This is a genomic window from Pseudomonas sp. BW7P1 (genome assembly GCF_024981055.1).
Lineage (GTDB): Bacteria > Pseudomonadota > Gammaproteobacteria > Pseudomonadales > Pseudomonadaceae > Aquipseudomonas > Aquipseudomonas bananamidigenes.
Genome location: NZ_CP103374.1, coordinates 2,306,218 through 2,327,802 on the forward strand (window position 1 = coordinate 2,306,218; position 21,585 = coordinate 2,327,802).

A 21,585-nucleotide genomic window follows, 5' to 3' on the forward strand; every position below is an offset into this window, starting at 1 on the left:
CATGTTTTTGTCTTTTTGAGAAAAACTTCAATCCTGCTATTGACTTAGGTTCGCTACCTGCGTAAATTTCGCGGCCTCGGAGATGCAAACGGGTGATTAGCTCAGCTGGGAGAGCGTCTGCCTTACAAGCAGAATGTCGGCGGTTCGATCCCGTCATCACCCACCACTCCCGAGATACTTGCGAAAGCAAGAGGTAGGCTGAAAGTGCCTCCACCGACGCGCAGCGGTAGTTCAGTCGGTTAGAATACCGGCCTGTCACGCCGGGGGTCGCGGGTTCGAGTCCCGTCCGCTGCGCCATATTCAACGAGTCAGGCAGTGTCTGGTTCGCGATTGAAAAGCACCGAAGCTTTCAGTCAAGCAAGTTACTTGAGCATCAGCTCAAAGCGATACGCAGCGGTAGTTCAGTCGGTTAGAATACCGGCCTGTCACGCCGGGGGTCGCGGGTTCGAGTCCCGTCCGCTGCGCCATATCTGCTTCAAGGACCACTGAACGCCTTGAAGCACCGAAAGCAACCTTCGGTTGGTTCGGAGTCGATAGCAAAGACCCTGGTCGAAAGGCCGGGGTTTTTTGTGTCTGAAATTTGACCCTCCAGAATGTCTCCTCTGCTTACCTCGCGACGTACGCGAGAAGTCCTCAGGTTAATGCTCTCCCTGCGTCATCGAGTCGCTGCGATGCATTGCCACATTGATTTTTGATTTTTTAGTCAGTTTTTTGTAACTGGTTATTTGCTGCGAGCCCGGAAACCTATAAAGTTAACCTTTCGGTCAGCTTTGCACTGTCATCACGCCCTTTGTTCAGCCAAAAAGGGCTTCTGCAAGACTCGAGATTCCCAGTAGATAACCAGAAGGGCGGATCCATAACCGCCCAGAGGATGATCCATGTCCAACCGTGAAATATCCCGGCGCTCGTTCCTTCAGGGCGGGCTGGTGGCGGGAGTGAGCGTTACGCTCACGCCGCTCAGCAGCCAGGCGCTGGCTGCCTTGATGGAAAACAGCGTGACCGTGCCGTCCGAGCAGTGGCTCGGCAATAACGGCAAGGCGCGTCAGCGTAACGATGCCTTGTCCAAGGTCTGCGGCAGCAAGGTTTTTGCCCGCGACATCCGTTCCAGGGACATGCCAGGCTGGCCCCAGCAGCAAGGCCACGCCATGTTGCTGAAAACCATCAAGGCCGATCGAATCTACGATGGCTATGACCTGTCGTGGCTCGGTGCCGATCTGCAGCCTGATCGCATCGTCACCGCAGCTGACCTGGACAAGGACGGCATCGTGTTCCCGGAAGAGCACGCACCGGATCCGCTGCTGCCGGAAGGCAAGGTGCCGATGTTCATCGGCCATCCGGTGGCGATCCTGATCTGGAACGATTTCGAGCGTTTCCGTCAGGCCAAGAACAAACTCAAATTCAATGACAAGGCGATTCGTTACGGTGCAAAAGTGCCGTTCTACGAAGGCGATCCCTATGGCAGTTTCCGTTATGTGCGTGTCGGCGGACCGACGTCGGCGGACGAAGACGAGTTCGCCAGCCTCAAGGATTCGATCCTGTTCCCGATGCTCAAGAACCGCCGCCCGGTATGGAATTCCCAGCCGAACCTGCACGGCAACCTGACCGAGCGCGGCCTGTTCTACGCCGAACGCATGAAGAAAGAAATCGACTCCCCGCCGGATAACTGGCTGGTGTTCGACGAGCGCTACAAAACCCCGTCCATCGAGCCGGCAGCCATGGAGCCGGACAACGGCAACGGCTGGTACGACCCGGCGACCAGGACCCTGCATTTCGTTGTCGCCACTCAATGTCCGCTGGAAGCGGCAACCGAGACTGCGAAGATGATTTCGCCGTCGCGTTTCGGTCTTGCCCACCTGAACATGCACCCGGGTTACACCGTGGGTTACGGTTCCAAGGACCACAATATCTTCGTTTACTACGCAGCCCTGGCGGCGCTGTACGGAGCAGGGGTGCCGATTCGCCTGGCCAACGACCGCTACGAGCAGTTCCAGAGCGGTATCAAGCGTCACCCGTTCGATATTCGTTACCAGTTGGCGGTGGACAAGACCGATCACAGCTTCAAGATTTTCCGCGCCGAAATGAGCGTCGATGGCGGCGGCCGGATCAACTACAGCCCGTCAGTGGCTGCCGTTGGCGCTACCGCGGCGCAGTCGATCTACTACATGCCGCAGAACGACCTTCAGGTGACTGCCTACCACTCCCGTGGTGTTGAGGCGGGCTCGATGCGGGGTTACGGCACCCTGCAAAGCATGGCTTCCACCGAAATGATGATCGACGAAATTGCCGATCGTCTCGGTGTCGATGCCATCGACCTGCGTCGCAAGAACGCATTGCGTTCGGGGATGAAAAACACCCAGGGCGCGATCCCTGCCGGTGCGCTGCGCCTGCACGAGATTCTCGACAAGGCGTCGCTGCACGAAGTCTGGAAAAATCGCGACGCCATCAAGAAACAGCGTGAAGCGGCAGACCCGGACAACTGGTATGGCGTCGGTTTTGCCATTTGCCAGAAAGACTTCGGCACTGGCTCCGAAGCACCGATGGCCAGCATCGAGTTCACCGCTGAAGGGCGCATTTCCCTGCGTCACATCGGTATCGAAATCGGCACCGGCATGTCTACCTCGCAAGCCATGGTGGTTGCTGATTTTCTCGGCAGCCCGGCGCACGACGTGAAGACCGGCGAGACCGAATGGAAGGAAATGCAACTGGTCACTGCCGGCAACCCTTACATCATGAGTCAGGCCGAGCAAGACAACTTCCTGCGTAACCCGCGCTGGGTCGGCAAGTTGGCGTCGGCCTCGTCCGCGACCAACTCCGCCTACTACTTCAGCCACGCCACCCGTGAAGCGGCGCGCGTGCTGTTCAATCATGGTCTGTGGCCGGCGGCGCTGGAGATCTGGCGTCAGGGCCCATACGGCGGCCAGGCCAACCCTTACGTCGTGCGCCGTGAAGATGCGCATTGGGTCGACGGCAAACTGACTGCCAACGGCATGCAGCCGTTGAGCTTCGAAGAGCTGGCCAAGCGCGCCCACGAGCGTGGCTTGGTGACCGCCGCCACGGTTCACGGTTTCAACCGCTGGAGCTGGGCCGAAGCCGAATACAGCATTGACGGCGTGCGCGAGCGTCTGCCGCTGGACGGTCTGGCGGTGAAATACGGCGATGGCGCTCCGAAAGCCAAGAAGGCGCAGATGACCAGCGACGGTTTCCACCTGCTGGATCGGCAGAATGTCGCCTATCCGGTGGTTCAACTGAACAACGCTGCCGTCACCTACTACAGCCCGGTGGCGACGCTGGTCGAGTTGAAGGTCAACAAAGGTTCGGCAGAAGTCGAAGTGCTCAACCATCACTCGTGGCTGGAGTGCGGCCGGGTGCTGGTCGAAGAACTGGTTCGTGGTCAACTCGAAGGCGGCATCGCCATGGGCATCGGTCACGCCTTGATGGAAGAAATGCCACTGTACGAAGGCGGGCCAGGGGAGGGTGACTGGAACTTCAACCGTTACCGTCTGCCGATGGCGCGCCATGTGGCGGTGTGGAAGCAGACATCGGAGATCCTGCCGCCGCTGTCGCCAAGCGACCCGTCCAAAGGCATCGCCGAAGTGGTGATGATCCCGGTGGTCGGCGCCATCGGTAACGCCGTGGCCCACGCCATCGGCAAACGTGTCCGCGACCTTCCAATCACTGCTGCGCGCATCAAGGAGGCCCTCAATGGCTAACCGTCCGCTTCAACTGACCCTCAACGGTCAACCCGTCGGCCCGGTGGACATCCCTGATGACCTGCCGATGATCGATTACCTGCACGAATACAAGAACCTCACCGGCTCGCGTCTGGGCTGCGGTCAAGGCATCTGTCACGCCTGTGTGGTGATCGTCGATAACCCGGACGGCACCAGTGAAGAAGTGCGCACCTGCATCACTGGCGCGCATTATTTCGAGGGTAAAAAGGTCCGCACCATCGAGGGCCATGCCAAGCGTGACGAGCAGGGTCAGGTCACTGAGCTGAACCCGATCCAGCAGCGTTTTGTCGATGAGTTCGCCTTCCAGTGCAGTTACTGCGCACCGGGCTTCGTCAACGCCGCGACCGTGCTGGTGGAAAAGCTGCAACGCCAGCCAATCGTCAAAAGCAAACTGGAACAAGTCATCGAGGACAGCCTCGGTCATCACATCTGCCGTTGCACCGGGTATGTGCGTTACTACAACGCTACCCGCAACGTGCTGACGGATCTCGGCCTGGTCAAGGAGGGTTAAGCATGATGCGTTTACTGACCCGCCTGACCCTGGCGGTCGGGCTTGCCGTGCCTGTGCTGGCGGCCCATGCGGATGATCAGGTCAAGCGCGGCGAATACCTCGCCCGCGCCGCCGACTGCATGGCTTGCCACACGGCACCGGGTGGGGCGCCGTTTGCCGGTGGGCTGCCGATCGTTTCACCGTTCGGCACGATCTACGGCACCAACATCACCCCGAGCAAGGAGCATGGCATCGGCCTGTACAGCGATGACGAGTTCTTCGCGGCACTCACCGAAGGCAAACGTCGTGATGGCGCCAACCTGTACCCGGCGATGCCGTATACCTCGTATCACTTGATGCCGCGTGCGGATTCGGATGCGATTCATGCGTATCTGAAAACCATCGAGCCGATCGAGCGCGCCGCGCCGGTGACGAGCCTGAGCTTCCCATTCAACGTGCGTCCGGGCCTGATGGGCTGGAACATGATGTACGGCAAAGCCTTGAAACTGGAGCCGGCAGAAGGCAAAAGCGAAGCCTGGAAGCGCGGCCAGTACATGGTCGAGGTGCTTGGTCACTGTGGCGAATGTCATACGCCACGCGGCCTTCCCGGCGCCATGCAGCTGGACAAGCGCCTGACTGGCGGCATCCTCAACGGTTATCTGGCTCCCAGCCTGCTGGCGACGGATCTGGCGGCCCGCGGATGGAACCATCAGGACCTGAGCACGTTCCTCAAGCACGGCATGAGTGCCCAGGGCACGATGTTCAACGAGATGTTCCCGGTGTTCCACAACAGCACCCAGGGTCTGAATGATCCGGATCTGGCGGCGATGGCAACCTTCCTGCTTGGCGACAAGCCACCGGCGGCAAGAGAGCTGGCTGAAGTGCCGGTGGAAAAACTCGGTGCCAGCGCTCAACGCGGTCGTCAGGAATACTTGAACGTCTGCGCCGGCTGTCACGCTGCCGGTGGCGAAGGCAAGCCGCATATTGCGGTGGCCATGCGCGGCAACACCACGTTGCGTCTGGAAGACCCACGCAACCTGTTGCGGGTGATCGAGGATGGTATTGGCGAACAGAAGTTTGCCGGGTTTGAACACATGCAGCCGATGCCGGGGTTTGCCAACAAGCTCAGTGCCGAACAACTGACCGACTTGCTGAACTACCTGCGTCAGGGTTGGGGTGGTCAGTCGGCCGAGTTGGCGGTGGGTGACGTGCAAAAGCTGCAGGCCGACGCACCATCCATCGAGCACAAGGCGCACTGACCATGCAGCATCTCGATCTGCAGGTTGTGCGGCGGGCGCTGGAGTGGTCGGCAGCGGGGCAGCGCATCTGGCTCTGCACCGTACTGACGACCTACGGCTCGGCGCCTCGCGCGCCGGGTTCGCTGCTGGCGGTGAACGACGGCGGGCAGTGGATCGGGTCGCTGTCCGGTGGCTGCGTCGAGGAAGATTTTCTCGAACGCGTCGCCGAAGGTGCGTTTCTCGATGCGATCAATGTGGTGCGCTATGGCGAAGGCGATGATCCGCGCTCGCGGGTCAGTCTGCCATGCGGCGGCATTCTCGATGTACTGGTAGAGAAATTTGACGCTGACTGCAATGTGCAGGCGCATCTGCGTGAGCTCGAATCGGCATTGCTTGGGCAGCGCCGGTTGATTCGTGAAGTCGATCTGGCGACGGGCGCGCGTGCGGTATTTGCGGATCGAGAGCAGGGTGCGCGGATCGAGCGAGAAATCGACCGGGTACGGATTCGCATCGGGGCTGCCCAGCGTTTGCTGCTGGCCGGCTACTCCAGCGTGGCGCAGGCCTGTGCGGAGTTCGCGGTCGGTCTCGGCTTCGAAGTGATTCTCTGCGATCCGCGTGATGAAGTGCTCGACGGCGTGATGCTCGATGGCGTGGAGATTCGTCGGCAGTTGCCGTCGGTGTTTATTGCCGATGGTGGTTGCCACCGTGATACGGCGGTTGTGGCATTGACCCACGATCCGCGAATCGACGATCTGGCGATGATGGAGGCTGTACGCACCGAAGCTTTCTACATCGGTGTGATGGGCTCGCAGCAGACATCGCAGAAACGCTTCGAGCGCTTGCGCCGGATTGGCGGGCTGGGGGAGAGCGAGTTGGCGCGGATTCATGCGCCGATCGGTCTTAACCTCGGTAGCAAGACGCCGGCGGAAATTGCCTTGGCAGTGTTGGCGGATATCCTGCGGATTCGTAGCGGGATTGCACGAGATCAGTTGTGACGGGTGCAGAATGTAAAAAGGGCCGCTTTCCAGCGGCCCTTTTTTTGCGCGTCAGAAACCGAGCTTGTCACGCAGTCCGTAATACCACGCGCCAAGTGCGGCAAACGGCGTGCGCAGCAGTTGCCCACCCGGGAACGGGTAGTGGGGCAGGTCGGCAAACGCATCGAAGCGTTCGGCTTGTCCGCGAAGCGCCTCGGCCAAAACCTTGCCGGCCAGGTGGGTGTAAGTCACCCCGTGGCCGCTGCAGCCTTGAGAATAATAGATGTTGTCGCCCAGGCGCCCGACCTGAGGCAGACGCGACAGGGTCAGCAGGAAATTGCCGGTCCAGGCGTAATCAATTTTCACATTTTTGAGTTGCGGGAAGGCCTTGAGCATTTTTGGCCGGATGATCGCCTCGATATTCGCCGGATCCCGGGCGCCGTAGACCACGCCGCCACCGAATATCAGGCGTTTGTCAGCGGTCAGGCGGTAGTAGTCGAGCAGATAATTGCAGTCTTCGACACAGTAGTCCTGCGGCAGCAGGGATTTCGCCAGCTCGTCACCCAGTGGTTCGGTGGTAATGACCTGAGTGCCGCACGGCATCGACTTGGCTGCCAGTTCTGGCACCAGATTGCCGAGATAGGCGTTGCCGGCGACGATGATGAATTTGGCCCTGACCTTGCCCTGTGGCGTATGCACGACCGGGTTGGCTCCGCGCTCGATGCGCAGGGCCGGCGACTGTTCGTAGATTGCTCCACCCAGGGATTCCACCGCTGCGGCCTCGCCCAATGCCAGGTTGAGTGGGTGGATATGGCCGCCGCTCATGTCGAGCATGCCGCCGACGTATTGATCGCAGGCGACCACTTCACGGATACGGCGCTGATCCAGCAGCTCGAGCCGGGTGTGTCCGAAACGCTCCCACAGGCGTTTCTGCGACTCGAGGTGACCCATCTGCTTGGCCGACAGGGCAGCGAATACGCCGCCGTCCTTCAGATCGCACTGGATGTTGTATTGGCTGACGCGATCACGAATGATCCGGCCGCCCTCGAACGCCATTTGCCCGAGCAGTTGAGCCTGTTTCGGACCGACGCTGCGCTCGATGACATCAATGTCGCGGCTGTAGCTGTTGACTATTTGCCCGCCGTTGCGGCCTGACGCGCCGAAACCGACCTTCGCGGCTTCCAGCACGGTTACTCGAAAACCGTTCTCCAGCAGGAACAGGGCCGAGGAAAGTCCCGTGTAACCAGCACCAATCACACAGACATCCGTCTCCACGTCATTCTGCAGCGCAGGGCGCGGTGGTGCGGCGTTGGCCGACGCAGCGTAATAAGACTCTGGGTAAGGGGTGTTTGCCATCCTGCAGCCTCTGTTTAATATATTTTACGAGTGAGGCGATCCTACCCGAGTTGAAAAACCTCCGCCAGCCACCGGGAAATCTTCCTGGCGGAGGGCGAAATTAAATATTTTGCATATTCATAGGGTTAGGTGAAAAAAAGGTGTTGACACCCCTCCGGAATTCCGTAGAATGCCGCCTCACAGCAGGCACGTAGCTCAGCTGGTTAGAGCACCACCTTGACATGGTGGGGGTCGTTGGTTCGAGTCCAATCGCGCCTACCAAACAAAATCCGCTCTGCTGGGCGGTCTGAAGGGGTTACCGGAAACGGTAACCCCTTTTTGCTTTCTGCGATTTGCAAAACTCCCACCTCAGAACGCCAATTCCATTCCGCGATGATCATCTTCCGTTCGTCGAAAAAATGTCAGCCTCCATTTAAATAGTGTGGATATTTAAGGGGTTACGATTTTTTTTAACCGAATGGTTATCAAAAATACGTTGTTACACGCTGCGAATATCAGTAATATTCGCCCCGCGTTCACCACCACGGTTTATGCATTTTTAAATCCCAAGCTTCCATCAGCTGCTTGGGATTTTTTTTGCCCGCAGTTTGCCTTCCTCCCTAGCCTCGCTCATATCGCGCACAGCGGTTGTTGCCGGCCTTTGGCCGCATCGAGCAACTTCATGCATTTTCGACTACTACTGTCTGGCCGAGATCAAACTCACTCCCGACAGGAGTTCCGCAATGCTCATACATTGGTTTCTTGCAGCGCTTCATCTGTTGGCATTTGCCTTGGGGTTCTGGGCGGTGTTGACCCGAGGTGCGGCGTTCAGACAGCTGGCTGCCGGGTCTGGTGAGGTCGGACGGGTCTTGCTCGCGGACAATCTGTGGGGGATAGCGGCGTTGGTTTTGCTGGTCACCGGGAGTGTGCGGGCTTTTGGCGGATATGAGAAAGGGGCCGACTACTACCTGCATCAGCCGCTGTTTCACGTGAAGATGACGCTGCTTGTGCTGATTCTGCTTTTGGAGCTGGCTCCGATGATTGCGCTGATCCGGTGGCGCATGGCTCGGGCTGGCGGCGCATCGATCGATCGCGGGCGAGCAAGTGTCTTTGCGCGAATCAGTCATGCCGAAGCGCTGTTGCTTGTCCTGATGGTGATAGCGGCTACCGGAATGGCGCGAGGGGTGACGTTCGGCTAGGTCGGCACGATTCCCAGCTTCTGTTCAGAAACGTCTGACAGTCAGCCATTGCGATGATGGTTAGTATCGGTAGCGAAAAAGGGACGGTCGTAGGAGGGAAGCACTTATCGCCTGCGCCGTCACCAGTGAGGTGGGGTGGCAAAACGGCGCTTGGATCTTTAGCCAGTCATTACGCGAGGGTGAACGGACTGGCTACTGACTGCGACAGGGCTCAGGGAGTTTGCGGTTTGTCCGGAGCGGTCAGGCCGGCCTGAATGCGTTGGTAAATTTCTTCACGGTGTACGGCAACATTCTTTGGAGCGTTGATGCCGATACGAACCTGTTGGCCGCTTACGCCGAGAATGGTGATCGTAATGTCATCACCGATGTTTATGCTTTCACCGACTTTGCGGGTGAGTATCAGCATGGTCTTCTCCTTGATTGCTTTGTAGGGCACCTGATTCAGACAGTGCAGAGGTCGGTGGTACGTATAGATTAGTGCGAAGTCTCGCGGTTTGGGTGCCTCTTTCTGATGCTCAGAAGCGACATTAATTCCCAGCGCGTAACTATACAGGTGCTTCGATCATCAATCTCGTAGTTTTGTGCCCATTTTGCAGGGCTCTGAAAGTAATCGTGGATGTTAAGATCGCCGTTTCGAAAATTCAGAGGGAAGCGTTGTGCGCAAATTGGTCTGGGTAGTCGCGGCACTGGCATTGGCAGGGTGTGGTGAGGGCAAGCGTGTCGATGCGCCAAAGCCGAAAACGGTAACGGTGGCAGCGCCTGCGACAGTGTCCGGACCTCAGTTTGATGTGGAGGTGCGTGGCGAAACCCCGCAGGCTGTCAGTGATCTGAGCGGATGGTTGATCGAACATGCGTTCGTTGCCAATGTCATCAGGGATGCCGACGGGAAGACCCGGATTCTGCTGGGGCCATTCAGTTCCAGAACCGAAGCCGAAGCGAAACAGGCCGATGTCAACGCAGCGCTTGTCAAAGCGAAAAAGCAGAACATCGAGACATTGGTGATCGAGCGCGCTTCTGCACAGTAAACATGCCTTTTTGCGGAGCTGACTAAAGGGTGTCCGGCGTGATTCGTTTTAATGGGATCACTGAAGATTCTCAGAAGGAGCTCCGCATGGCCTCCAGTCCTTACAAGTTGTTCGACGTTGTGTTGCGTCGCAAGCAGCCCCTCAGTCCGCATCTCATGCGGATCACTCTTGCCGGTCAGGCCGTCAACGAGATGGCCACCTGGGCGCCTGATCAGCGAGTCAAGCTGTTTTTCCCGGCAGCGGACGGCTCTCCTGCCAGGCTTTCTCAGGAAGACGGATGGTACGCCCGTTTCCGCTCAATGCTGGCAGACCGACGCCCAGCCATGCGTACGTACACGATCCGCCATTTGCGTGCCGATCAGGGCGAGGTCGATATCGACTTTGTGCTGCATGGCGAAACCGGTCCTGCTTCCAGATGGGCCTTGCGAGCACAACCGGGTGAACCGATGCAGATCCTGGCGCCTGATCGTCGATACTTGGCGAGCGAGGCGGGTGGTTTTGAGTGGAAACCTCCGCGATCTCTCAAGCATCTCTTGCTGGTCGCCGACTCGACAGCGTTGCCGGCCGCGATGGGGATCCTCGATGAGCTGTCGGTGCTTTCGGACCCGCCTCAGGCTCAAGTATTCCTGGAGGTCGACAGTGTGGCGGACAGGCTCGAGTTACCGGATTGGCCGGGTCTGTCGGTGCAGTGGTTGATTCGAGAGCAGGCGGGCGCGGCGGCTGCCGGGTCGCTGATGGTAGACGCTGTGCGAAAGGCTGTGCTGCCTGTCGAGGTAACGATGGTTAATCGAGCGGTAGAGTTGGCCGATGTCGATATTGATCAGGAGATCCTCTGGGAAATCGCTGAAAGCGCTGCGGAAGGATTTTATGCTTGGATCGCGGGTGAATCGGCCGCTGTCATGAATCTGCGCAGATACCTGATCAAGGAGTGCGGCATTTCTCGCGAATCGCTTAATCTGATGGGCTATTGGCGTTACAACAAGTCCGGCAGCTAACCAGAAAAAAGGCCTCGAGCTTGAAGCGCGAGGCCTTTTCTTTTTATGCATGCTTTCAGCCACAGGCTTTCAGGTTGACCGGTCCGACGAACACGTTGCCGCGTCCCATCACACATGCCACGCTTTGATTGCGCTGACGTTCCCAGTCCTGAACCGGGTACGTCTTGTCCCACGCTTCATACAGTTGCCGATCCTGCTTCGACAGGCGCAAGCCATACTGCTTGCTCATATAGAAATAGGTGCGGGCAATCATGCCGCGAATCGAAGGGCGGGGCATGACCTTTTTCGCCTTGAAATCGATCTGGGTCAGGCACGCACCATATTGACCTTTTTCTACCGGTAACCAGCCATAGCTGAAGTTGCTGCGATCACCGTTGACCTCACCAATGCTCGGTACCAGGTTGTGCAGGTCGGCCTCGGCTTTTTGGTAGCCCGGATCGTAGCGCGTGCAATTCTTGCGTCCGCCTTCCTGCCAACATTGGCGCTGATGTCCAAACTCCCAGGCCGGGACGATGTGTTCCCATTCAATCCGGGAGGCGCGTTTGGCATTTTTGCGCGGCACGTAACCGCAAGCTGCCAGGTCGACCTTGTTGCCGGTGTATTTGCAGCCGCAATAGAACTCGGTGGATTGTGGGGCGTACAGCTTCCAGGCGACCTTTTTGGCTTCGGTAAACGTACGGGGTGCGCCGGCCTGGGCGCCAATTGAAATGAACAGCAAAAACACAGCAAGCGAACGGACAAACATTGAGTCAATCTTCCTTCGGTACAACCCAGAAAATCTGCACGCCACCATCATCGCGATAGGCGAGGGTGACATTGTCGTTCTCGTCGATTTCCTCCAGCAGGCGCTCCCATGCATCCATCGGTTCATCCGGGAGGCGGAAGAGCAGAGCAGCTTTGGCTTTTTGTGCGGCGGGGGAGTTGATGATCTTTTGAACACGCATGCCCATGCGTTCATAGGCATCAGGAGCGTCGGAGGAAGTGGCCACGAGATTATCCTTATTAGGCTGTACGTGCATACAGTATTTAACTGTAGGCATTTTCGCAACTGCTTAAAATTCAAGAAAATCCTCTGACAGCGGTTTTCCGGTTTTGATGTGGGTTATCCGAAATTTTTGTACGCAAGAGTTGCGTTTAGGTAGCTGCACCACCCGCCTGTATGGCGAGTGGTGAAGCAAGTGCCCGATCGAGACAGGGCCGGGCGAGGCTGAATCAGTACTCCCAGAACATCCGCTGCAATTCTTTGCTGTCGTTGGTTTTGGTCAGAGCGACCATCGCCAGGATGCGGGCTTTTTGTGGGTTCAGGTCGTGAGCCACGACCCAGTCATATTTGTCGTCGGGCTGTTCGGCGTTGCGCAGCACGAAGCCACCGGCATTGACGTGGGAGGAGCGAATGATCTGTACACCATCCTTGCGTAGAGCTTGCAGGGCAGGGACTACGCGGGAAGACACCGAGCCATTGCCGGTACCGGCGTGGATGATGGCTTTGGCGCCGGACTGGGCCAGGGCTTTGTAGGCTGTATCGCCGACATTGCCGTAGGAATAGGCGATTTCTACGTCAGGAAGGCTCTTGATGTTCTTGATGTCAAATTCGGAATCCATGGTGTGGCGCTTGGCTGGCAAGCGGAACCAATAGGACTTGCCTTCGACCACCATGCCCAGCGGACCCCATGGGCTCTTGAACGCTTCGGTCTTGATGTTGATCATTTTGCTGACATCGCGGCCAGACTGGATTTCATCATTCATGGTCACCAGTACACCCTTGCCGTGCGCTTCCTTGCTGCCGGCCACCGCTACCGCGTTATACAGGTTGAGCATGCCGTCCGCCGACATGGCGGTGCCGGGGCGCATGGAGCCGACAACGATGATCGGTTTGTCGGTCTTTTCCACCAGGTTCAGAAAGTAGGCGGTTTCTTCCAGAGTGTCGGTGCCGTGGGTGATGACGATTCCGTCGACGTCCTTGCTGTCAGCCAGTTCGGATACGCGACGACCCAGTTGCAGCAGGTTTTCATTGGTGATGCTTTCCGAGGCGATCTGCATGACTTGTTCGCCACGCACATTCGCCAGTTTGCTCAGTTCAGGGATGCCGGCGATCAATTGTTCGATACCAACCTTGGCGGCCTGATAGGTCGCGCTGTTGGCGGCGCTGGCGCCTGCGCCGGCAATGGTGCCGCCTGTTGCAAGAACTACCACGTTAGCCAGTTTGGTCTGGGTTTCGACTTCTTTTGCCTGAAGAGCGGAGGGCAGAAGCAGCATCAGGGCCAGAGCGCCCGGAAACAATGTCTTGAAAGCAGATTTCATTATTTTTCTCTCTAGTAGTGAGACGGTGCTGATGCAGGTTCATCTAGATGCGCCCCGGGCCGATCTGTAATGCCAGGGGTGCTGTGAGGGAGCAGGATCCGTACCAGCCGTACTGTGCTCTAGGGAAATGTTTAACCTCATGATTTATATCAACAATTTTTTGATTGTTGATTCTCGGGGGGAATCGTTTATCCGGTATTCCGAATAGCCGCCGCTTTCGTGTTCGGCTCTCCGAAAAGGACTACGACTTTTACCTGAAAAGTGTGTTTGCCGAATTTGGATCCTTTGCTAAAGAAAATTTCCCGCAGGCCGATGGGTGTTCAAGGAAACTGGAATTTAGGGAGTTCGCATGTCACTGACCATCGGTTTTACACATCCCGGTGCTGTCACCATCGGCGGCAAAACCGCGGCGACGATCAACGCCATGAATGATGCGCAAGCCGAGGCCTCTGGCGAAGCGCTGGGTGTTGAAAAGGCCGAGAGCGGCGAGGTCAGGACCGGCGGTGCCACGCAAGAAGGCAGCCAGGCTGAAAGCGGTGATAACCTGAGTCTCACCGTCAAGATGTTGCTCAAGCGCATGCAGGAACTGCAGAAGCAACTACAGGAGCAGCAGCAACGTCTGGCTGCCGCACAGGCTGCCAGTTACCCGACGCCCGAGGCGAAATCGCAGGCGGTCATGGCTGTTCAGGGTGAGATAGCTGAAACCAGCGGCGCACTGCTGGAAGTCTCGGCGGCGCTGGTCAAGGAAATGTCCAAGGGTTCATCCGGCGGTAACCTGGTCAACACCACCGCTTGAGCTCGCATGGGCGAGTCTGCCGATTCGCCCTGCAATCATTACCGATCTCTGATTGTTGACAAACGTTGGCTGCATTCGCATAGTTCGCTCTACGCAAACGTTTGCGCAGCAGTTTCAGAGCAGTGTTGTCTGGAAATGCCGACGAAGCTTACGCCAGCGCAAGCGTTGCTCACAATAATCATAAGATCGGAGTGAACCCATGAAGCTGCCATTCGCTGGACGTCTTCTCGCTGTCGCCATGCTGGCTGCAGCATCCGCCGCACTGCCTGTCTCTTCGGCTTTCGCCGAATCTCCGGAAAAACCCAAGGTCGCACTGGTCATGAAGTCCCTGGCCAACGAGTTCTTTCTCACCATGGAAGACGGCGCCAAGGCTTATCAGAAAGAACACTCCGCCGATTTCGACCTGATCTCCAACGGTATCAAGGATGAAACCGATACTGCCGGTCAGACCCGCATCGTCGAGCAGATGATTCTGGCGAAGGTCAATGCGCTGGTCATCGCGCCGTCCGACTCCAAGGCCATGGTGCCGGTGATCAAGAAAGCCGTCGATGCCGGCATCACGGTGATCAACATCGACAATCAGCTCGATCCTGCGGTCATCAAGAGCAAAAACATCAGCGTACCTTTCGTGGGGCCGGACAACCGCAAGGGTGCACGTCTGGTAGGCGAATACCTGGCCAAGCAGCTGAAGGCCGGTGACGAAGTCGGCATCATCGAAGGCGTCTCGACGACGACCAATGCCCAACAGCGTACGGCAGGCTTCAAGGACGCGATGGAAGCAGCACAGATCAAAGTGGTGTCGCTGCAGTCCGGCGATTGGGAAATCGACAAGGGCAACAAGGTAGCTGCATCGATCCTCAGCGAGTACCCGGATGTAAAGGCATTGCTGGCTGGTAACGACAGTATGGCTGTCGGTGCCGTATCCGCTGTGCGTGCTGCGGGCAAGGCCGGGCAGGTGCAGGTGGTGGGTTACGACAACATCAATGCGATCAAGCCAATGCTCAAGGACGGCCGTGTTCTGGCGACTGCCGACCAGTTCGCTGCCAAACAGGCCGTATTCGGTATCGAGACTGCATTGAAGATTCTCAAAGGCGAGAAAGTCGACAGCGGTGCCAATGGCGTGATCGAAACGCCGGTCGAACTGGTTACCAAGTAGTCCTTCGCGACGCAATGGCGCTCGCCCGTCCGGGCGGGCGCACGGAGAGTTTTTATGTCAGTTTCCGCCCCGAACGCTGTCCTCACGGTCAGCGGTATCGGCAAGACCTACGCGCAACCGGTACTCACCGATATCGACCTGACGCTGATGCGCGGTGAAGTGCTGGCGCTGACCGGCGAGAACGGCGCCGGTAAAAGTACCCTGTCGAAGATCATTGGTGGTCTGGTGACACCGACTGCCGGGCAGATGCAGTTCCAGGGCAAGGACTATCGTCCGGGCAGTCGTACCCAGGCTGAAGAGCTTGGCGTGCGCATGGTCATGCAAGAACTCAATCTGCTGCCGACCCTTTCGGTGGCGGAGAACCTGTTTCTCGACAACTTGCCGAGCAACGGTGGCTGGATCAGTCGCAAGCAGCTGCGCAAGGCCGCAATCGAAGCCATGGCTCAGGTTGGCCTGGATGCCATCGATCCGGATACGCTGGTCGGCGAGCTGGGTATCGGGCACCAGCAAATGGTCGAGATCGCGCGCAATCTGATCGGCGATTGTCATGTGCTGATTCTCGACGAACCGACGGCAATGCTCACGGCTCGCGAAGTCGAAATGCTTTTCGAGCAGATCACCCGGTTGCAGGCCCGTGGTGTTGCGATCATCTATATCTCCCACCGTCTCGAAGAGCTGGCGCGAGTCGCGCAGCGAATTGCCGTGCTGCGTGACGGCAATCTGGTGTGTGTCGAGCCGATGGCCAATTACAACAGCGAGCAGCTGGTTACCTTGATGGTCGGCCGCGAGCTTGGCGAACATATGGATATGGGGCCACGCAACATTGGCGCTCCCGCGCTGACAGTCAAGGGCCTGAGCCGCTCGGACAAGGTCCGTGATGTGTCCTTTGAAGTGCGTGCCGGTGAGATCTTCGGCATATCCGGATTGATCGGAGCAGGACGCACTGAGTTGCTGCGTCTGATCTTTGGTGCGGATCCTGCCGACAGCGGCAGCGTCGCTCTCGGTTCACCAGCTCGAGCAGTAAGCATTCGCTCGCCGGTCGATGCAGTGCGCAATGGTATCGCCTTGATCACTGAAGACCGCAAGGGTGAGGGGCTGCTGTTGAGTCAGTCGATCAGCGCCAATATCGCCTTGGGCAACATGCCGGAAATTTCCAGCGGTGGCTTCGTCAACCATGGCGATGAAATTTCTCTGGCAAAGCGGCAGATCGAAGCCATGCGCATCCGTAGTTCGAGCCCGACACAGCTGGTGTCCGAACTGTCCGGCGGCAACCAGCAGAAAGTGGTGATCGGCCGCTGGCTGGAGCGCGATTGTTCGGTGTTGTTATTCGATGAGCCGACCCGTGGCATCGACGTGGGGGCCAAGTTCGACATTTATAACCTGCTCGGCGAACTGACCCGGCAGGGCAAGGCGCTGGTCGTGGTATCCAGCGACCTGCGTGAATTGATGTTGATCTGCGACCGTATCGGTGTGCTGTCGGCGGGGCGCCTGATCGATACCTTCGAGCGTGACCGCTGGACACAGGATGACTTGCTTGCCGCGGCATTCGCCGGCTATCAAAAACGTGATGCGCTGCTCAACGAAGCAGCGCCTAGGGACCTCCCATGAAAACTGCATCTTCTGCCGGCAAACGTAGTGGCAATTTCTACGGACTGGGCACTTATCTGGGCCTGGCAGGCGCCTTGCTGGCGATGGTTGCGCTGTTCTCGGTCATGAGCAGCCACTTTCTGTCGTACAACACCTTCAGCACCCTGGCCAATCAGATTCCCGACCTGATGGTGCTGGCGGTGGGCATGACCTTCGTCCTGATCATCGGCGGTATCGATCTGTCGGTGGGGTCGGTGCTGGCGCTCGCGGCTTCCACAGTCAGCGTTGCAATCCTTGGCTGGGGCTGGAGCGTCTTGCCATCGGCGTTGCTTGGCATGACCGTGGCCGCTTTGGCGGGGACTGTTACGGGTTCGATCACGGTCGCCTGGAGAATCCCGTCATTCATCGTCTCGCTCGGTGTGCTCGAGATGGCCCGTGGCCTGGCGTATCAAATGACAGGCTCGCGAACGGCCTACATCGGTGATTCCTTTGCCTGGCTGTCCAATCCGATCGCATTCGGCATTTCACCGTCGTTCATCATCGCCTTGCTGGTTATCTTCATCGCGCAGGCCGTGCTGACCCGTACCGTGTTCGGTCGCTACCTGATCGGTATCGGTACCAACGAAGAAGCGGTACGGCTTGCCGGCATCAACCCCAAGCCATACAAAATTCTGGTGTTCAGTCTGATGGGCTTGCTGGCCGGTATCGCGGCGCTGTTCCAGATTTCCCGTCTGGAAGCGGCCGATCCAAACGCCGGTTCAGGCCTTGAACTGCAAGTCATCGCGGCTGTGGTAATCGGTGGCACCAGCCTGATGGGCGGTCGTGGTTCGGTCATCAGCACCTTTTTTGGTGTGCTGATCATTTCAGTGCTGGCGGCAGGTCTGGCGCAGATTGGCGCGACGGAGCCGACCAAGCGCATCATCACCGGCGCGGTCATCGTCATCGCTGTGGTACTCGATACGTATCGCAGTCACCGCGCAAGCCGGCGGGGTTGAGAGATGGCGACGATCAAGGATGTGGCGGCACTCGCGGGAATTTCATACACGACGGTTTCCCATGTGGTGAACAATACCCGGCCAGTGAGTCAGGAAGTGCGACTGAAAGTCGAGGCGGCGATCAAGAGTCTCGACTACGTACCGAGTGCTGTGGCGCGTTCGTTAAAGGCCAAAACCACCGCCACCATCGGCTTGCTGGTTCCCAACAGTCTCAATCCGTACTTTGCCGAGCTGGCACGGGGGATCGAGGATTACTGCGAGCGTAATGGCTACTGCGTGATTCTCTGCAACTCCGACGATAACCCGGACAAGCAGCGCAGCTACTTGCGGGTTCTGCTGGAAAAACGCATCGATGGTCTGATTGTCGCTTCCGCGGGAGGTGACAGCGGCCTGGTGCAGGGGCTGACCGGAGTCAAAACGCCGATGGTCATCGTCGACCGCGGACTGGAAGGTGTGGACGCCGATCTCGTGCGGATCGACCATGAATATGGTGCCTACCTGGCGACAAGACACTTGCTTGAACTCGGCCACCGCGACATCGCTACCATCGGAGGCCCGGCAGGCACCAGTGTTGCGCAGATGCGTCAGGCCGGATTTCGCCGCGCCTTGAAGGAAGCGGGTTTAGAGGTGTCACCGGCGCGTGTGCTGGAAAGCGATTTCACCAGCACCGGGGGTTACAACGCAGCGGCGGTGCTGCTGGAGAGCAACCCTCCGAGCGCCATCTTCGCCGGCAACGACATGATCGGCATCGGCGTGTTGCGCGCTGCCGCCGAACGAAATGTTCGCGTGCCGAGCGAGCTGTCGGTGATCGGCTTCGACGATATCCAGATGAGTCGCTACGTGTATCCGGCACTGACCACTGTCGGCCAGTCGATCCTGCAGCTGGGCGAAATGGCGGCGGAAGTACTGTTGCGCAGAATCGCTGCCCCTGATCTGGCGACCGATCAGCGCATTGTGACCCCCAGCATTGTCTTGCGAGAATCGACTGCACCGCTGGTTGGCGTGTTCACCGAGTATCGCTGAAAACGAATTGATGAGTAGTGATGTATGCCCGCAAATGTAGTGGTAATAGGCAGCCTGAACATGGACCTGGTCACACGGGCGCCACGCTTGCCCCGGGGCGGCGAAACACTGATCGGCCATTCGTTCGCCACCGTGTCGGGTGGCAAAGGAGCAAACCAGGCGGTGGCCGCCGCCCGACTGGGCGCGCAGGTATCGATGGTCGGTTGTGTCGGCGATGACGACTATGGCGTGCAATTGCGCGAGGCATTGCTGGCCGAGCGGATCAACTGCCAGGCGGTCAGTGTGGTCGAAAATTCCAGTGGGGTGGCGTTGATCGTGGTCGATGACAATAGTCAGAACGCGATCGTCATCGTCGCCGGGGCCAACGGCTCCATGACACCGGCAGTGATCGACCGATTCGACGCAGTATTGCAGGCTGCGGATGTCATCATCTGTCAGCTGGAAATTCCGGACGCCACTGTCGGACATGCCCTCAAGCGCGGTCGCGAGCTGGGCAAGACTGTCATCCTGAACCCGGCCCCGGCCAGTCGACCGCTGCCAGCGGACTGGTTTGCCTCCATTGACTATCTGATTCCCAATGAAAGCGAAGCCGCAGCCCTCAGCGGCTTGCCGGTAGACTCACTGGAGAGCGCCGAAAAAGCCGCATCCCGATTGATTTCCATGGGCGCAGGCAAAGTGATCATCACCCTCGGTGCTCTTGGCTCATTGTTTGCCGACGGCAATCGTTATCAGCATTTTCCAGCACCCAAAGTAAAAGCCGTTGATACCACGGCAGCCGGGGATACTTTCGTCGGTGGTTTTGCGGCTGCGCTGGCGACTGGCAAAACCGAAATCGAGGCTATCCGTTTTGGTCAGATTGCTGCAGCGCTTTCGGTTACTCGGGAGGGTGCCCAGCCGTCCATTCCCTCTACCTCTGACGTACAGGCATTCAAAGCTCCATGAAAAAGACTCCTCTGCTCAACGTCGCGCTGTCACGGCTGATCGCCTCCCTTGGTCATGGCGACATGGTCGTGATCGGTGATGCCGGGTTACCTGTTCCGCCTGGTGTCGAACTGATTGATCTCGCGCTGACCCATGGTGTCCCCGATTTCATCAGTACATTGAAAGTCGTGCTTAGCGAAATGCAGGTAGAGAGTCATGTGCTCGCCCAGGAAATCCTCGACAAGCGACCCACTGCGCTCTCCGCGCTGGATACGTTGAATGGCGAAGGTTCCCTGGGACGGCGCGAAATGCTCAGCCACGAACAATTCAAGGTTCTCAGCCGTCAGGCGCGAGCGGTCGTAAGGACCGGTGAATGTCAGCCGTACTGCAACATCGTGCTGGTGGCCGGGGTTACGTTTTAACGGGTCCAGGACCCATTCACTTTTCATCAGCACAAGGAATGCGCCATGCACCGCTATGCTCAAAAAATGCATCAACTGATCCGGAGTCTGCTGCTTTTGTCCCTGATAACCGTGACCGGCGCGCAGGCGGCGGAAAAGATCGACCTGATCATCGACACCGACCCGGGGGCCGATGATGTCGTGGCTCTACTGTTTGCGCTGGCCTCGCCCGAAGAGCTGAACATTCGCGCGCTGACCACCGTGGCAGGCAATGTGCGTCTCGACAAGACCTCCCGCAATGCTCGGCTGGCCCGTGAATGGGCAGGGCGCGAAGACGTTCCGGTCTATGCTGGCGCGCCAAAGCCCCTGATGCGCACGCCGATCTACGCCGAGAATATCCATGGCAAGGAAGGCCTGTCGGGCGTCGCCGTGCATGAGCCGAAAAAGGGGCTGGCTGAAGGTAACGCGGTCAACTACCTGATCGATACGCTGAAAAAAGCCAGGCCGCACAGCATCACCATTGCCATGCTCGGCCCGCAAACCAATCTGGCGCTGGCACTGATTCAGGAGCCGGAGATCGTTCAGGGCATCAAGGAAGTGGTGATCATGGGTGGCGCCCACTTCAACGGCGGCAACATCACGCCGGTGGCCGAGTTCAACCTGTTTGCCGATCCGCAGGCGGCCGAAGTCGTGCTCAAGAGCGGAGTCAAGCTGACCTACCTGCCGCTGGACGTCACTCACAAAGTGCTCACCAGCGATGCGCGACTGAAGCAGATCGCGGCGCTGAACAACAATGCGAGCAAAATTGTCGGCGATATCCTCAACGAGTACATCAAGGGTGACATGGAACATTATGGCATCCCGGGTGGCCCGGTGCATGACGCCACGGTCATCGCCTATCTGCTCAAACCGGAACTGTTTACTGGTCGTTCGGTGAACGTAGTGGTCGACAGTCGCGAAGGTCCGACATTCGGGCAAACGATTGTCGACTGGTATGACGGCCTCAAGGCGCCCAAAAATGCCTTTTGGGTAGAAAACGGCGATGCTCAGGGCTTCTTCGATCTGTTGACCGAGCGTCTGAAGCGCTTGAAATAAGTGTTACGCCCGCAGGTGTCAGCCTGCGGGCCTTATTCATTTCCTGAGTCCGGCGTGCCTTTGAAGTCGTCCGGATATTTCTCGAACAGCTGGGCGATGAATGATTGCGCAGCTTGTGTCCCAAGCGCCTTGACCAGCAGGTCGATGCTGATCAGAGCCAATTCCTCAGGGCTTCCCGGGCTGTACGAACTATGCCCTTGTGGCCAGTGAGCCTTTATATCGGCGGAGATGTTTACGGTCGTCATGAGGCGCTCGAAAGTTCGCTGGATCGAAGACTTGAGTTAACCACTTTGCCCGAGGCTTGGCACTGCGACTTAGGCATG

Annotated in this window: 21 protein-coding genes and 4 tRNA genes; 19 read left to right on the top strand and 6 right to left on the bottom strand. The window is 58.1% G+C overall.

Annotation, left to right across the window (positions count from 1 at the left end; all coding sequences use genetic code 11):
- The first annotated feature begins 90 nt into the window (after window positions 1-90).
- The 7 genes from NWV16_RS10355 to NWV16_RS10385 all read left to right on the top strand — a co-directional run bounded on the left by NWV16_RS10355 (window position 91) and on the right by NWV16_RS10385 (window position 6,454).
- Window positions 91-166 (top strand) — tRNA-Val (locus NWV16_RS10355).
- Between the two features lie 54 nt (window positions 167-220).
- A tRNA-Asp gene (locus tag NWV16_RS10360) sits at window positions 221-297 on the top strand.
- A gap of 93 nt (window positions 298-390) precedes the next feature.
- Window positions 391-467, top strand: a tRNA-Asp gene (locus NWV16_RS10365).
- Window positions 468-878: 411 nt separating this feature from the next.
- Window positions 879-3,710: a xanthine dehydrogenase family protein molybdopterin-binding subunit gene (locus NWV16_RS10370; protein WP_260522930.1), complete on the top strand. Its 2,832-nt coding sequence runs from the start codon at window positions 879-881 to the stop codon at window positions 3,708-3,710.
- A complete protein-coding gene (locus tag NWV16_RS10375; RefSeq protein ID WP_260522931.1) occupies window positions 3,703-4,242 on the top strand; it encodes a (2Fe-2S)-binding protein in 540 nt (179 codons plus the stop codon). Before NWV16_RS10370 ends, NWV16_RS10375 begins: the two co-directional genes overlap by 8 nt.
- 2 nt (window positions 4,243-4,244) lie before the next feature.
- Complete coding sequence (locus NWV16_RS10380; protein WP_260522932.1) at window positions 4,245-5,480, top strand: cytochrome c; 1,236 nt, start codon at window positions 4,245-4,247, stop codon at window positions 5,478-5,480.
- A 2-nt stretch (window positions 5,481-5,482) separates the two neighbouring features.
- Window positions 5,483-6,454: an XdhC family protein gene (locus NWV16_RS10385; RefSeq protein ID WP_260522933.1), complete on the top strand. Its 972-nt coding sequence runs from the start codon at window positions 5,483-5,485 to the stop codon at window positions 6,452-6,454.
- A 51-nt stretch (window positions 6,455-6,505) separates the two neighbouring features.
- Here the strand turns inward: NWV16_RS10385 and NWV16_RS10390 are convergent, their stop codons facing one another.
- Complete coding sequence (locus NWV16_RS10390; protein ID WP_260522934.1) at window positions 6,506-7,789, bottom strand: FAD-binding oxidoreductase; 1,284 nt, start codon at window positions 7,787-7,789, stop codon at window positions 6,506-6,508.
- 184 nt (window positions 7,790-7,973) lie between these two features.
- Between NWV16_RS10390 and NWV16_RS10395 the strand changes: the two genes are divergently transcribed.
- Both NWV16_RS10395 and NWV16_RS10400 read left to right on the top strand, forming a co-directional pair.
- Window positions 7,974-8,050: transfer RNA gene (locus NWV16_RS10395), tRNA-Val, on the top strand.
- 461 nt (window positions 8,051-8,511) lie between these two features.
- Window positions 8,512-8,967 (top strand): DUF2214 family protein, encoded by a 456-nt coding sequence (locus NWV16_RS10400; RefSeq protein WP_260522935.1) that lies wholly within the window; start codon window positions 8,512-8,514, stop codon window positions 8,965-8,967.
- A gap of 211 nt (window positions 8,968-9,178) precedes the next feature.
- On the opposite strand, the gene csrA is transcribed toward NWV16_RS10400, so the two are convergent.
- Window positions 9,179-9,373, bottom strand: a complete 195-nt coding sequence (gene csrA, locus NWV16_RS10405) for a carbon storage regulator CsrA (RefSeq protein WP_003179932.1) — start codon at window positions 9,371-9,373, stop codon at window positions 9,179-9,181.
- Window positions 9,374-9,623: 250 nt separating this feature from the next.
- Between csrA and NWV16_RS10410 the strand changes: the two genes are divergently transcribed.
- Window positions 9,624-9,992: an SPOR domain-containing protein gene (locus tag NWV16_RS10410; RefSeq protein ID WP_260522936.1), complete on the top strand. Its 369-nt coding sequence runs from the start codon at window positions 9,624-9,626 to the stop codon at window positions 9,990-9,992.
- An 86-nt stretch (window positions 9,993-10,078) separates the two neighbouring features.
- Window positions 10,079-10,987 carry a siderophore-interacting protein gene (locus NWV16_RS10415; RefSeq protein ID WP_260522937.1) on the top strand — a complete coding sequence of 303 codons (909 nt, stop codon included), beginning with the start codon at window positions 10,079-10,081 and terminating at the stop codon, window positions 10,985-10,987.
- 55 nt (window positions 10,988-11,042) lie between these two features.
- Here the strand turns inward: NWV16_RS10415 and NWV16_RS10420 are convergent, their stop codons facing one another.
- The 3 genes from NWV16_RS10420 to NWV16_RS10430 all read right to left on the bottom strand — a co-directional run bounded on the left by NWV16_RS10420 (window position 11,043) and on the right by NWV16_RS10430 (window position 13,288).
- The gene (locus tag NWV16_RS10420; protein WP_260522938.1) at window positions 11,043-11,732 is read right to left on the bottom strand and encodes an endonuclease I family protein; all 690 of its coding nucleotides are present in this window, start codon (window positions 11,730-11,732) and stop codon (window positions 11,043-11,045) included.
- A 4-nt stretch (window positions 11,733-11,736) separates the two neighbouring features.
- The gene (locus NWV16_RS10425; RefSeq protein ID WP_260522939.1) at window positions 11,737-12,027 is read right to left on the bottom strand and encodes a DUF1654 domain-containing protein; all 291 of its coding nucleotides are present in this window, start codon (window positions 12,025-12,027) and stop codon (window positions 11,737-11,739) included.
- 172 nt (window positions 12,028-12,199) lie between these two features.
- On the bottom strand, window positions 12,200-13,288 hold the full coding sequence (locus NWV16_RS10430; protein ID WP_065261433.1) for an asparaginase: 1,089 nt from the start codon (window positions 13,286-13,288) through the stop codon (window positions 12,200-12,202).
- Window positions 13,289-13,637: 349 nt separating this feature from the next.
- Here NWV16_RS10430 and NWV16_RS10435 point away from each other — a divergent pair, with 349 nt between their 5' ends.
- The 8 genes from NWV16_RS10435 to NWV16_RS10470 all read left to right on the top strand — a co-directional run bounded on the left by NWV16_RS10435 (window position 13,638) and on the right by NWV16_RS10470 (window position 21,262).
- On the top strand, window positions 13,638-14,084 hold the full coding sequence (locus NWV16_RS10435) for a hypothetical protein (RefSeq protein ID WP_260522940.1): 447 nt from the start codon (window positions 13,638-13,640) through the stop codon (window positions 14,082-14,084).
- A gap of 199 nt (window positions 14,085-14,283) precedes the next feature.
- Window positions 14,284-15,240 (top strand): sugar ABC transporter substrate-binding protein, encoded by a 957-nt coding sequence (locus NWV16_RS10440; protein WP_260522941.1) that lies wholly within the window; start codon window positions 14,284-14,286, stop codon window positions 15,238-15,240.
- A 54-nt stretch (window positions 15,241-15,294) separates the two neighbouring features.
- Window positions 15,295-16,848 (top strand): sugar ABC transporter ATP-binding protein, encoded by a 1,554-nt coding sequence (locus tag NWV16_RS10445; protein WP_260522942.1) that lies wholly within the window; start codon window positions 15,295-15,297, stop codon window positions 16,846-16,848.
- A complete protein-coding gene (locus NWV16_RS10450) occupies window positions 16,845-17,822 on the top strand; it encodes an ABC transporter permease (RefSeq protein WP_260522943.1) in 978 nt (325 codons plus the stop codon). Before NWV16_RS10445 ends, NWV16_RS10450 begins: the two co-directional genes overlap by 4 nt.
- Before the next feature lie 3 nt (window positions 17,823-17,825).
- Complete coding sequence (locus NWV16_RS10455) at window positions 17,826-18,845, top strand: LacI family DNA-binding transcriptional regulator (RefSeq protein WP_260522944.1); 1,020 nt, start codon at window positions 17,826-17,828, stop codon at window positions 18,843-18,845.
- A gap of 24 nt (window positions 18,846-18,869) precedes the next feature.
- The gene (gene rbsK / locus NWV16_RS10460) at window positions 18,870-19,787 is read left to right on the top strand and encodes a ribokinase (protein WP_260522945.1); all 918 of its coding nucleotides are present in this window, start codon (window positions 18,870-18,872) and stop codon (window positions 19,785-19,787) included.
- Window positions 19,784-20,188, top strand: coding sequence for a D-ribose pyranase (rbsD, locus tag NWV16_RS10465; RefSeq protein ID WP_065261426.1), 405 nt, complete (start codon window positions 19,784-19,786; stop codon window positions 20,186-20,188). Before rbsK ends, rbsD begins: the two co-directional genes overlap by 4 nt.
- Before the next feature lie 45 nt (window positions 20,189-20,233).
- The gene (locus NWV16_RS10470; protein ID WP_065261425.1) at window positions 20,234-21,262 is read left to right on the top strand and encodes a nucleoside hydrolase; all 1,029 of its coding nucleotides are present in this window, start codon (window positions 20,234-20,236) and stop codon (window positions 21,260-21,262) included.
- A 32-nt stretch (window positions 21,263-21,294) separates the two neighbouring features.
- Here NWV16_RS10470 and NWV16_RS10475 read toward each other — a convergent pair whose 3' ends face one another.
- Complete coding sequence (locus NWV16_RS10475; protein ID WP_065261424.1) at window positions 21,295-21,507, bottom strand: hypothetical protein; 213 nt, start codon at window positions 21,505-21,507, stop codon at window positions 21,295-21,297.
- Window positions 21,508-21,585: the final 78 nt, after the last annotated feature.